Annotated in this window: 10 protein-coding genes; 6 read left to right on the top strand and 4 right to left on the bottom strand. The window is 52.3% G+C overall.

All coding sequences use genetic code 11. The annotated features are described in order from the left end of the window. Positions 1-7: 7 nt before the first annotated feature. The 6 genes from TREAZ_RS04650 to TREAZ_RS04625 are packed head-to-tail and all read left to right on the top strand — an operon-like array spanning position 8 to position 5,646. Positions 8-274, top strand: a complete 267-nt coding sequence (locus tag TREAZ_RS04650; RefSeq protein WP_015710657.1) for an HPr family phosphocarrier protein — start codon at positions 8-10, stop codon at positions 272-274. Then, a complete protein-coding gene (locus TREAZ_RS04645) occupies positions 271-2,028 on the top strand; it encodes a sensor histidine kinase (protein WP_015710656.1) in 1,758 nt (585 codons plus the stop codon). The genes TREAZ_RS04650 and TREAZ_RS04645 overlap by 4 nt, the downstream gene beginning before the upstream one ends. Continuing rightward, positions 2,025-3,416, top strand: a complete 1,392-nt coding sequence (locus tag TREAZ_RS04640; RefSeq protein WP_015710655.1) for a sigma-54-dependent transcriptional regulator — start codon at positions 2,025-2,027, stop codon at positions 3,414-3,416. The genes TREAZ_RS04645 and TREAZ_RS04640 overlap by 4 nt, the downstream gene beginning before the upstream one ends. Positions 3,417-3,426: 10 nt before the next feature. Next, complete coding sequence (gene lexA / locus TREAZ_RS04635) at positions 3,427-4,053, top strand: transcriptional repressor LexA (RefSeq protein WP_015710654.1); 627 nt, start codon at positions 3,427-3,429, stop codon at positions 4,051-4,053. Next, positions 4,050-5,030, top strand: coding sequence for a DNA polymerase III subunit delta (gene holA, locus TREAZ_RS04630; protein WP_015710653.1), 981 nt, complete (start codon positions 4,050-4,052; stop codon positions 5,028-5,030). Before lexA ends, holA begins: the two co-directional genes overlap by 4 nt. Positions 5,031-5,037: 7 nt before the next feature. Then, on the top strand, positions 5,038-5,646 hold the full coding sequence (locus TREAZ_RS04625; RefSeq protein WP_015710652.1) for a manganese efflux pump MntP: 609 nt from the start codon (positions 5,038-5,040) through the stop codon (positions 5,644-5,646). Between the two features lie 21 nt (positions 5,647-5,667). Here the strand turns inward: TREAZ_RS04625 and TREAZ_RS04620 are convergent, their stop codons facing one another. The 4 genes from TREAZ_RS04620 to TREAZ_RS04605 form a co-directional block, all read right to left on the bottom strand. After that, positions 5,668-7,761 carry a cation:proton antiporter domain-containing protein gene (locus tag TREAZ_RS04620; RefSeq protein WP_015710651.1) on the bottom strand — a complete coding sequence of 698 codons (2,094 nt, stop codon included), beginning with the start codon at positions 7,759-7,761 and terminating at the stop codon, positions 5,668-5,670. Positions 7,762-7,854: 93 nt separating this feature from the next. Further along, positions 7,855-9,189, bottom strand: coding sequence for a class I SAM-dependent rRNA methyltransferase (locus TREAZ_RS04615; RefSeq protein WP_015710650.1), 1,335 nt, complete (start codon positions 9,187-9,189; stop codon positions 7,855-7,857). A 1-nt stretch (position 9,190) separates the two neighbouring features. After that, entirely contained in the window at positions 9,191-11,317 is a 2,127-nt protein-coding gene (gene ppk1, locus TREAZ_RS04610) for a polyphosphate kinase 1 (protein ID WP_015710649.1), read from the bottom strand. An 11-nt stretch (positions 11,318-11,328) separates the two neighbouring features. Beyond that, positions 11,329-12,861, bottom strand: coding sequence for a Ppx/GppA phosphatase family protein (locus TREAZ_RS04605; RefSeq protein ID WP_015710648.1), 1,533 nt, complete (start codon positions 12,859-12,861; stop codon positions 11,329-11,331). Between the last annotated feature and the right edge of the window lie 91 nt (positions 12,862-12,952).

The raw sequence follows: 12,952 nt of genomic DNA, 5'->3' as shown, positions 1-12,952 counted from the left end.
TTCAAAAATGATGCAGCAAAGAGTTACCATTTCCAACCGCGCTGGCATTCATGCCCGGCCCGCAGCATTGCTGGTGGAGATCGCGAAAGACATTAAATCTTCCATCTATATTGAGAAGGGCAGCGACAGGATCAACGGCAAGTCCATCATGGGTATCCTGACCCTGGGGGCAGCCTATGGCACCGAACTCAATATCATCACCGAAGGGGAAGACGAGAAGGAAGCCCTCGAGGCCATTGTCCGCCTTTTTGAATCGAAATTTTCAGAGGAATGAAGAACCGCAGAACCCATCCAAAATATTCCATCATAAACGTTCAGGGCCTGGTGCTCATCTATCTTTTGCTCACAGTCCTGACCATACTCTTTTTCCGATCCACCATCTCAAGCCTTCTTGAAACAGGCAGCATACCGGAGCCGCAAAGCCTCATGGCCTTCTTCATTATCCCTGCGGTGCTGCTGGTTTTTCTCGCTGTCTCGATTATGGACATGGCCAGGGACTTTGTGGGCCAGCTCCCCTGGGGCAGGTTCCAGGCAAAACTCGTGTTCTACTTTGTCATCACTGTTGTGCTGGCCGCAATGCCCGTAGTGCTGCTCACAAACCTCGCAGTAGGGGAACTTCTCAAATTCTGGAGAACCATTGACGTGGATTCCGCAATGGACGCAGCCCAGGGTTTTGCAATGGATACGTATTCGCTTAATATGGAAAAGCTCGAAGCCAAGGTCAGGAACGGGGATTTTGATATTGCAGAAAATTCGGAAGCCCAAACACTGCCAAGGGAAGTATCGGGCATACAGGACTTTAGCCTAAGGGCCGGCGGCATCTGGGCCGAAAGGGATTTCCTGGGGGATGAAAGCCTAAGGCTCCCATCCCCTCCCCTGCGCCAGCAGGGTTTTGCCCCCAGGGAGCTTCCCCGGGATGCCGATGTCATACGCTACGTACTGAATCCGGATGCGGATCATATCAGGGTAATCACATGGCGCCTTAGGGAAGGCTTTAACCGCGACCTTGAAACCATCGAGAACGAAAGAGCCCGTTTTCTGATCATTGATTCAATCAAGTACAATATCGAAAGGCTTCTTGTCTTTTACTACGGCGTGTTCTTCCTCCCTGCCATACTCATGACATTGATCATTGCCTTCTCGTTTGCAAGGCGGATAACATCCCCCATCAGGAATCTTACCGAAGCAACACGAAAGGTAACAGAAGGGGATTTTTCCATACAGATTTTGCCGCGAAAAGGGGACGAGCTCGCGCTTTTAGTGCGTTCCTTTAACGCAATGGTGAGGGAGCTTGAAAATTCCCGTGCGGCTTTGGTGAAGACAGAAAAAATATCCATCTGGCAGACTATGGCAGAGCAGCTCGCCCACGAGATAAAAAACCCCCTCACCCCCATAAGGCTTTCTGCCGAGCGGATGCTGAGGCGCTGGCAGAATGAGCCCGAAAAAATCGGGGAGATCCTCGAAAACTCCATGCTGGCCATCATACAGGAGACCGAGGGTCTCGCCACCCTGCTCACCGAATTCCGCACCCTTTCAAAACCTATGGAACCATCCCGGTCATGGACAGAAATCCGGGGGCTTGCGGAAGAGGCGATTGAGCCCTATAGGGCTTCCCACCCCGGGGTGGACTTTGACATTGGCAATGTGGAAAAGGGGATCTCCATCAAAATAGACCGGCACAGGCTGGGCCAAATACTTACCAACCTTATCATCAATGCCATAGACGCCATGGAAGGCACGGGGCTCATTGAGATTCGCACCGACCTCATAAAAAAACAGGCCCGCCGTTATTGCAGGCTCAGCATCAGGGATTCGGGCAAGGGCATTTCCGAAGAGGACGCAAAAAACATCTTTACGCCTTACTTCACCACAAAAAAATCAGGTACCGGCCTTGGGCTCCCCATAGTGGAGCGTATCGTAAACGAGCACGGCGGCGCTATCTGGTTTGATTCAGCCCGGGGGACAGGGACCACCTTTTATATCGACCTGCCCACCGACGAAAACTCTTATGAGGCAAAGGAGCCATGACCCACATTTTAATAATCGACGATGAGCCTGGAATTCGCCGCACCCTTGCGTCCATACTTGAGGACGAGCATTACCGGGTCTTTACCGCCGAGGATGCTGTACTGGGCATCGAAATCCTCGAAAAAGAAAATATCTCCCTTGTGTTCCTCGATGTGCTCCTCCCCCGCATGGGCGGCATAGAAGCGCTGGACACGATACACAAAAACTGGCCCCAGGTAGAAGTTGTCATGATCTCAGGCCATGCCAATGTGGATATGGCAGTACGGGCCGTCAAGCTCGGGGCTTTTGACTTTCTTGAAAAGCCCCTCTCCCTGGACAAGGTTCTGACAGTCTGCCGCAACGCTCTTGCCCTGCATAAGCTGCGGGAAGAGAACCATGCGTTAAAAAAGAAAGTGCCCAGGGATGAACTCATAGGCGCCTCGCCGGAAATGGAAAAGGTGAAGGCCCTTGTCAACCAGGCCGCGATAAGCGAAGCCCGCATTCTCATCTCAGGCGAAAACGGCACAGGCAAGGAAGTAGTCGCCCGGACCATACACCGGCTGTCCCCCAGGGCGGACAAACCCTTTGTAGAGGTCAACTGCGCAGCCATCCCTGAAACGCTTATAGAGAGCGAACTCTTCGGGCACGAAAAAGGGGCCTTCACGGATGCATCGGCAATACGCAAGGGCCGCTTCGAAACCGCCAGCGGGGGCACCCTCTTCCTGGACGAAATAGGCGACATGAGCCTTGCGGCCCAGACAAAGGTGCTGCGGGCAATACAGGAGCAGAAGATCGAGCGCCTGGGGGGCGAAGAAACCATCAACGTGGATGTGAGGATTCTGGCAGCCACCAACAAGGATCTCGAAAGGGCTTGCGCTGAAGGCAAGTTCAGGCAGGATCTTTTTTTCAGGCTCAATGTCATACCCATAAGGCTTCCCTCTCTAAGGGAGAGGAAAAGCGACATACCTTTCCTGCTCTTCCACTTCCTCGAGGCGCTGAGTCCCGATGCAGTCGAATTTGAAAAGGAGGCGCTGGACATGCTCGGCGATTACAGCTGGCCCGGGAATGTCAGGGAGCTTAAGAATTTTGCGGAGAGGATTGCGGTCATGTATTCAGGGGGCAAAGTTGGGGCAGAGACAGCGGCTGAATTCCTTAAGAAAGATGCCCTGAGCCAAGCCCCCGGGCAAGCCGGGGAGCAGGCCCTTGATGAAACCCTGGCCCTTAAAGGCCTGCTGGATAAGGACTTCAATACCGCAAAAGAATTCTTCGAAAAGCTTTATTTGGAGTTCCAACTTTTCAAGAACCATGGTATAATATCCAAGACAGCGGAGGCCATAGGCATCTACCCTTCAAACCTCCATGCCAAACTGAAAAAATACAAAATCGCCATTCCGGCGAACAAGGATTGAGGAACATACGATGAAAGAACCGACAAGCCGTCAATTGGAAGTATTGTCCTTCATCGCGGAGTACATTCATGCTCACGCCTACCCGCCCACCATCAGGGAACTGGCAGACAACTTTGAGATCTCCGTCAAAGGCGCCCACGATCACGTCATTGCCCTGAGGAAAAAGGGCCTTCTCAAGCAAGGGGACAAAAAGTCCCGCACCATGGAACTGGTCAACAAAATCCCTGAGGAGGACCGGAACTTCATGGAGGTTCCTGTTTTGGGTACCGTGGCTGCCGGAAAGCCCATACTTTCCGAGGAAAACCAGGACGGGGCCATAAAACTGCCCCGAACCATGCTCAAAAAGAAGAACGGCTACTTTGCCCTGCGGGTGAGGGGCGACTCCATGGAAGGCGCAGGCATCATGGACGGTGATGTGGCTGTCATAGAGCAGCAGAACACCGCCCGCAACGGCGATATCGTGGTGGTCGCCATGAATGACGCAGTGACCCTTAAAACCTTCTATAAAGAAAGCTCCAGGATCAGGCTTCAGCCCGAGAACTCCAAATACCCCCCCATCTACTGCAGCAGGGATGTGAAAATCCTGGGCAAGCTGGCCCATATCATACGCTCCTACGAGAACCCCATTAGAGCATGAACTCGAGGATCTTCCTGGGGACTGAGACCGGCGAAAAGCAGGCCGCCATCGACGAAATAAAAAGACAGCTTTCAGCCGATGGCGGGGGTTCCCCTCTGGAACAGTCGGTTTACTATGCCGGCGAAACGCCGGTATCCGACATGGTCTCTGCCATGCGCAACGGCTCCCTCTTTGCAGAAAGCCGCCTCTTTCTCATCAAGAATGCCGACGCCATCAAAAAAAAGGACGAGGTAGATCTCCTCGCTTCCTACATGGCATCCCCCCAGGACAACACCACCCTCATTCTTATCTCCGAAGAAACCAAACTCGCCAAAGGGCTTGAAGATGCAGTGCCCAGGGATGCAAAAAAAGTTTTTTGGGAGCTTTCGGAATCCCGTAAGGTTGATTGGGTGGCCAACTTCTTCAGGGCCAAAGGTTTCCGCATCAACAACGATGGCATAGGGACTATACTGGAACTGGTGGAAAACAATACCCATGCTTTAGATCAAGAATGTACCCGGCTTACACTTTTTTTGGAAAAGGGCAAGGAGATAGGGAGCGAAGAAGCCGAAAAATGGCTTTCCCACACCAGGGAGGAATCCGCATTTACCCTCTTTGCCCGCATTGCTTCGGGGGATCTAAGCCGCAGCGTTGAATCCCTCCATACCATGCTCCTTGCAAAGGTAGAGCCCCAAACAATCCTGGCGGGCCTTGCCTGGTGCTTCAGGCAGTTCAGGGATTATATTAACCTGGTTGAAGAAGGCGCAGGCAGCGACGGGGCTTTAGAAAGGCTCTTCATTAAATCGCCCCAGGCAAAACGGAACTACACCGATGCAGGGAGGCGCTACAATTCCGAGGCAGCCGACACCTTCCTTTCCCTCACCGCTGAATATGACGCGCTCTTGCGCTCTGAATCTTCTTTCCCCAGGCAGATTCTGATGGATACGTACCTTTGCAAAATACACGGCCTGGCTTTGCAGCCTGCATTGAGGAGATAAGCTGGCAATGGCCTCAATTATACTCATAGGCCTCAGCCTATCCATGGACGCCTTTGCCATCTCGGTAAGTTCGGGTATAACCATTAAAGGATTAAAACCATACCATGCCCTGAGGGCTGCCCTTTTTTTCGGTCTTTTCCAGTTTATTATGCCCGTAGCAGGCTGGTATTTGGGCTATTCTTTTGCATCGTATATTAAAAATTTTGATCACTGGATAGCATTTGGGCTTTTGGCATTCATAGGCGGGAAAATGGTTGTTGAAGGCGCAAGAGAAATCAAAAAAGATACTAGTACTAATGATGACAGTATTACTGTTAATTCCGACTGCAAATGCAAAGACAAAAGCGATATCAGAAGCATGCCCTGCCTGTTGAGCCTTTCGATTGCCACAAGCATTGACGCCCTTGCTGTGGGGCTTTCGTTCAGCCTTCTTGGAAATACTATTTGGCTGCCTGCCATGGGCATAGGGATAGTAACATTCCTGGTTTGCATGATCGGCTTTGAAGCAAGCCGCCTCATAGGCCCCCTGTTGGGGAAATGGGCCGAAATCGCCGGGGGCCTCGTACTCATAGGCATTGGCGCCAAGATACTTTTAGAGCATCTCCTAAGCGCTTAAACGCACGCTTAAGCGCAGATATTAACCAGCTTTCCCCTTCTGCAGAAGGCTCACCACCTTCTCCTTCGATTGGGCTTCTATCAAGGCCTTTCGCACATCATCATCTTTAAGAACCGTACCTATGGCAGCAAGGAACTGGATATGGGGGCCTGAAGTTTTCCTCGGGGAAAGCAACAGTATAAAAACCCGGGATTTTTCGCCGTCGGCGGATTCAAAATCTATGCCTTCTTTTTTTATCCCCACTGCTACCGCAAGGTCGCTCACACCACTGGTTTTTGCATGAGGAAGGGCAATGCCATGCTGCATGCCTGTACTCATGGTTTTTTCACGATCCAGCACATCAATCAGGGCTGCCTCTTTGTTGAGGAGTTTGTTCTGGACTGACAGTATTTCTACCAGTTCGGCAATTATTGCGTCTTTGGTTTCGCCCTTAAGGTCGAGGGAAACACATTGTGGCGTAACCAGGGAGAGGAGATCCGCGCTGGTACGGCCATCCTTATCCAAAAGCCCTTTTTTCATCTGCCGGGGATCAGAAGAATCCTTGAGCTTTTGTATAGAATCATTAAGCCTCAGGATAACTTCGTAAACCGCAGTCTTTACAAAAGGCATGTCGGTCCTGGCAGTCTCGATGGTAACATTGCTTTCTTCTTCCGTTATAGACAGGGAGATATCGTCTTTACGGGCCTGGGAGAGTCCTTCATCTATATTCAACATCTGAACATAGAAACCCTCGTTTTTGAGATCCTTAAGAAGAGTATCCACAACAAGATCTGCAATTTCATCGGAAATAAATTCCCAAGTTGTGGAAGCCGATTCGTCCCCCTTGACGGGCTTTCGGGTTCCTGTACCGGGAATTCGTAAAGTTGCACTTAAAAGAGGAGGAGCTGCAAGGGTGGTGACCAAAGTCATAAGTATAACAACGCCGAATATCTTCTGATCCAGTATGCCCGACGCCAGGCCAATGCCCGCTATAATGAGGGCTACTTCGCCGCGGGGCACCATTCCAGTTCCTATGCGAAGCGCCCCCCTGCCGTTAAAGCCAAGAAGCAGGGCGGGTCCTCCGCAGCCTATGACCTTTGAAAGTATTGCTGCTACAGTATAAAGCGCGCCGAAGATCAGCACCGGAGGCGCCATGATCTCTTTCACATTTACCATCATGCCCATGACGGCAAAAAAGACAGGAACGAAGAATTCATAAAGCCCATGTATCCTTTCCTGGATCACCGGGGCAATTTCGGTCTTGGAAAGGGAAAGCCCTGCGATATAAGCGCCTATGATCATGGCCAGGCCCTGTTTTTCGAAAACCCCTGCCAGGAGCAATGCAATACCCAGGGCAAGAATCGAAAAATCGTAACTATGCTTAAAAATCTTTAAGAAATTGGCAATGTGTTTTGAGAAGACAAGGCCAAGGGCGGTAAAGCCAAGCCATATGCCAAAAGCCTTCCCTGCAATAGCAAGGATGAGGAGGCCGTTCAGGGAATCGGCTCCCGCAACCCCATGCCCTGTGATAACCGCCACAACGCCCAGCACCACAGCAAGGGCGATGATGCCCAGCACGTCATCGAAAACCGCAGCGGCCAAAATGGTCACCCCCTCAGGGGAATCCATCTTCTTCTGATCCGAAAGTATCCGGGCGGTAATGCCTACAGAAGTGGCAGTACAAAGTATCCCTAAAAAGAGATTTTGGGGGCTCATAAAAGTCGACCCCGGGATGAAAAACACCCCCACAAGATCCCCAAAGGCAAAGGAGAAAATCACCCCCCCTATGCCTATAACGCCCCCCGCCAGAGAGTAGCGAAGGAAGAGGCCGATATCGGTCTCAAGCCCCGATGCAAAAAGAAGTATAATGGAAGCAATGGAAGCAAAAGCATAAAGCTCGGTGCTCACCGCCAAGGTGCCTGCGCCAAGGGGGAAAACACCCTGGGGGAACCCGGGGAAATGCAAGCCCCCCAGGGCATAAGGCCCGATGACAACCCCAGCCAAAAGCTCCCCTAAAACCTGGGGAATCCCGACACGTTTGACCATGCGGCCAAAAAAACGCACCGCAAAAAGGATGATCCCCAGCTGCAGCGCCAGCATTGCCATAATCTCGGTTACCGATTCAGTTTCCGGCATATATCCTCCAATGTCTTGAAAAGCTATGAAAAGCTTAGAAAACTATCGCGTTTATAGGAATATTATGCCGAAGCCTGTTGAATAGTGCAAGCCCTATATGACCCGGTAAAAGCCTGCTTTAAGGTAGAGGGATTCCCCATAGCCAACGAGTATCGGATGATCCGGGCTCTGCCGCCTCAAATCCAGTTCAATGAGCCGCCGCCCGGCATCCGCCGCGGCTTCAGCAATCACCCGCCTGAACCTTTCCTCGTCCAGGGCGTGGCTGCAGGAACAGCTTACCAGTATGCCGCCGTGATTAAGTATCCCAAGGGCCCTGAGGTTGATTTCTTTGTAGCCCCTCAGGGCGTCGTTCAGGGATGTGTGGGTTTTGGCGAAGGCCGGAGGATCGAGGATGACGAGGTCGAAACGCTCTTTCCTGTGTTCGGCCCCCCTGAGATACTCAAAAACATCGGACTCCAGGGTAGCAATTTTTTCGCTTACCCCATTGAGGGCGGCGTTCTTTTTCGCTATTTCCAGGGCTGAAGCTGAAACGTCCACGCAGAGCGCCGAGGCGGCGCCGGCCCTGAGGGCATGGACGGCAAAGCCCCCAGTATAGGCGCAGGCATCGAGAACTTTGGCATTCGCGGCATAGGCAGCAGCGAGGCGGCGGTTATCCCTCTGGTCCAAGTAATGGCCTGTTTTTTGGCCCTCTTCCAAATGCACCGCAAAGGGGAAGCCGTTTTCAAAAATCGCGATTCCACCCTGGGGGAAAGCGCCCTTGATAATACCCTCCCTCAGGGGGAGGCCCTCAAGCTCCCGTACCTGGGCAGATCGCTCGACAATGCCCGCAGGCACACCCAGGGCTTCTCTGCCAACCAAAAGGGGTGCGCCCAGGGTTTCCTCAAGTGCTTCAAGGATAAGATCCCGCCGCGCGTCTATAGCATAGGAAAGAAATTGCACGGAGAGCCAGGATTGAGGCGGGCCCAGGGCAGCCTCGGCGGCTTCAAAGCTCAAGGGCCTATCCGGGACAGCAGCTTCAAGCTCCTCCAGAGGCCAACCCACAAAGCGGTCGATGATAAGGCCCGGAAGGAAGTCAGCTTCGGCAAAGAGCACCCGTGCGGACTCGCAGCGGAGATCGTAAAGGCACCTGGCGCCATCACGCCGAAGCAGGGCTTCCCGTATGCGGCGTTTGAAAAATCCCTTGTCCGCGCCATCTTTGGAGGGGCTGTAGATACGGGCAATGATTTTGGAATTGGGGTTTGCAAAGGCCCTGCCCAGGTACTTCTTGTTCGCGCTTTCCACATCGGCAATTTCACCGGGCTCAAGGCTGGCCGGCGCAGTCTGGGGGCCGAAGCCAGTAAGGATCTGGGCAACCTCGTTGTCATAGACCCAGGGGTGGCCCAGGGTTATGCGGCGTTCTTCCCCTGGTTTCATTATGATTCGTTTCAATTTATTTTCCCTCCAAATTAGGTTGGCTTCTTCTCACAATAAATTCATCATGGGCATCTCCGGTCTGTTCAGCCTGATTAGCAGCCAGAGCCAAAAGCCCGGCTTGAACCCGGAAGGGCTCGTCGCCCGGGATGGGCTTGAGCCGTGTCCACTTGCTGTCAGAACAGAGCTCCCATGCCTGGCAATTATCCTTAAAATAGCCTTCGAGAATCCGGTGCACCAGGCGTTTGCTGTCATCCTGCAGCACGGGGAACATGAGTTCCACCCGGCGTTCCAGGTTCCTGGGCATCCAGTCGGCGCTGGAAAGGTAAAGTTCGTCGGCGCCGCCATTGGCAAAATACACAATGCGCGAATGTTCGAGGTAATGATCTATCACACTTACAACCCTGATGTTTTCCGACAAGTCCTGCACTCCGGGAATCAGCATGCAGATACCCCGCACATTAAGCAGCACTTTTACTCCTGCCTGCGAAGCCCTGTAAAGCGCATTGATAATATCTGTGTCAGCAAGGGCATTCATCTTTGCCATGATGCGGCCCGGAGCTTCGGGGCTTGATCTCCTGATTTCCCTGTCAATGAGATCCACAAGTTTGCGCTTCAAGCCCAGGGGGGCGATCACCAGCTTGCGCATGCCCTGGGCTTCGGAGTAGCCGGTGATCATATTGAAGAGCAGCCCTGCATCGTAGGCGAGATCTTCCCTGGCGCTGAAAAGGCAAATATCTTCGTAAAACCTTGCAGTCTTGTCGTTATAATTCCCTGTGGAAAGATGCACATAACGCCTGATGCGTTCGTTTTCCCTGCGCATCACCACAGAAACTTTTGCATGTACCTTGAGCCTTGCAAGACCGTACACTACGATGACCCCGGCCTTTTCGAGCCTGTTGGCCCAGGAGATATTGCGTTCTTCATCGAAACGGGCTTTAAGTTCCACCACTGCGGTAACATGCTTGCCTGCGAGGCTTGCCTGTTCCAAAGCCCGCACTATAGGGGAATTGCCGCTGGTGCGGTAAAGGGCGGTCTTAATGGAAATCACCTGAGGGTCCTGGGCTGCATCCAGGAAAAAACGCACTACAGGATCAAAACTTTGATAGGGAAAGTGCAGCACTACGTCTCCGGCTTTGATCCTGTCCCAAATGGAAGCATCTTCGGGAAAGGCTGCGGGGGCATAGATCTTCCAGGGCTTTTCCCTAAGTTTGTCAAAACCCCTGACTAGGACTAAATCGTAAAGGCTTCCCAAATTTATGGGCCCGTCAATTTCGTAGAGATCCTGCTCTAAAAGGTTGAGGCGTTTTGCAAAATAATCCTTAAGCCGCATTGACCCGGGAGAAAAAACCATGCGTACTGCCATGGATCGCTCACGGCCTTCAAGCACCTCTTCCATGGCCTCGATAAAATCCTCGTCCCGTTTTTCATCAACAGAAAAATCAGCATCCCTGTTTATCTTAAAAAGGAAACTTTCCTTAACCTGAAAACCAGGATACAGACTAGAACCCCAGCTTAACACCAGATCCTCAAGCAGAGCCCAGGAAGCCTTTCCGCCTATGCCCTCGCCAGGGGAAGCCGCATCTTCCGGCAGCCACACAATCCTCTCCAAAACCGGAGGTATCCTGATGATGGAAATTTTCTCATCTCCATCATCGCCCTCCAGCAGAAACGCGGCATGAAGCCATAGGCTGTCAATTGCCGGCAGGCTTTCCCCGTCTTCCACCCGGAGCGGCGTGAGCAGGGGAAGTATCTCCCTCTGAAAAAGCGAATCCAGGTAGGATTTCTGCGTATCATTCCAGTCAGAGGGACGCACAAGATAAAGGCCGCCTTTTGCAAGGCTGGGAAACACTTCCGCTTTTAATGCGCTATACTGGCGCTGTATAATAACCCGCACTTTTTCTGACACAATTTTTAATTGCTCCCCGGGGCTCAGGCCGGAAGGATCAGGACGCGAGCCTGCTTTCTCTGCCCGCTTCAGGGCAGCCACACGGACCATGAAAAATTCATCAAAATTGGAAGAAACAATGGAAAAATACTTGAAACGTTCCAGAGGCAGAAGATCCTGCCTTAAGCCTTCTTCGAGTACCCTTGTGTTAAAATCTATCCATGATAAATCACGGCTGAAAAACCTTGCTGCTTCCATCTCCCTGCCTCTTAACTCAATATCACCTTAAACCCGAATACTTCCTGAAACAAGCCCGCCTTTTCCTCAAGGCCAATGTGCTCCAGGGAAAGATCCCTGTTACCGGTTGTGTGCAGCACCACGGACTCGGTTTTTTTCTCCACCGAGATTTCCTTGATTTGCTGGGAATGTCCCCGATCCAGGGCGTCCGCGACCTTGAGGAGAGAAGCCATCTTCAATACCAGAATGCGTTCCTCCCTTTGAAGGGCCAAATAATCAATATCCGTAGACGAAGGAGGCTCGCCCCGGTGATAGCGTATCACATTGGCAATGATCGCAAGCTCCTCGTGGGGAAGGCCGAAAATCTCCGAATTGGCCACGATGTACTGGCCGTGAAGCTGGTGGCCCGAAGCCTTGATAAACATACCTATATCGTGCAGCAGGGCGGCAGTTTCAAGCATCATGCGTTCACGGCGCCCCATTCCGTGCTCATTCACCAATGCGTCAAAAAGGGACATACAGAGTTTTGCCACATGGCGGCTATGGGCCTCGTCGTTATGGTACTTCCTGCCAAGATTCAGCGCCGAAGCAGTGATCTGGGAGTAAAACTCTTCCTGCAAAGAGGAATCCACCCCTTGGGCAAGATCGATGAGCAGCCCCTCCCTGATGGAAACATAGGGCACCACCACCTGGGCAGCCCCGGTTTGCTCAAGGAGGAATTTGTACACCAGTATCCCCGGAATGAGGCCCTCGGCATCGGCAAAACTTATCTGGAGTTTCTCCATGCATTCTTCGACCGTGTAAGCCTGAATGCGTTTGGCAAAGTCGATAAAGGTCTCCCGGGGAATCACACGGCAGTTTTCGTTAACTTCTGTGCCCGCATTGACAGCCGCAATCCTCGCATCGGATCCTGCAATCACAAAAGTACGAACATAAGCGAGATCAAGCTCAGCACTCAGCTGCGTCGAAGTATTGCGGATATTCTCATTAAGGTAGCGTCCCTGCACAGCAGCCGAGCCAAAACGCGAAGCCTGGCCAATCAATATAGTCCCAAGCTTGAGGCTGTGAGCCGCCACCATCTGCCCCCTGCGGAGCAGCATGATTTCCGTTGAGCCCCCGCCTATTTCGAGGATCATGGAATTGGCCCGCCAGAAAAGGGGGAAATCGCTTTTCAGCGCGAACCGCACCGCCAGGTACATGAGACGGTTTTCCTCGATGCCCTCGACGATCGCCAAACGGAAGCCCGTCTCCTGCCGCACCCTGTCCACAAAAACATCCCGGTTCCGCGCCACCCTGAGAGCGCTGGTCGCAATCACATGGACATCTTCATCGGCAATGCCCCAGCCGGCGAGAAATTCCCTGAAATTCCTCAACACCGAAAGGCATTCCATAAAGGATTCCCGGGAAACCCAGCCCGAGGTGAACACATCCCTCCCCAGGGCCACAGGCTTCCCTGCCCTGTCGAGGACCTTCCAGCCGCCTGTCCCGTATATTTCAGCAACTAAAAGCCTGATCCCGGTGGAACCTATTTCCAGCACCGCGACATGGCGGGGTTTTGTTTCCATAACCCTTTAATTATAGAGCTTAGGATAAAAGGATCAACTGGTTAAACAGCACGGTCATCTTTAAAACCGGGGTAGATCCATCATCCTTGCT

Source organism: Leadbettera azotonutricia ZAS-9, assembly GCF_000214355.1.
Classification (GTDB): Bacteria; Spirochaetota; Spirochaetia; order Treponematales; family Breznakiellaceae; genus Leadbettera; species Leadbettera azotonutricia.
The sequence above is the reverse complement of the archived record's forward strand: the minus strand, read 5'-3'. Positions and strand labels throughout refer to the sequence as shown.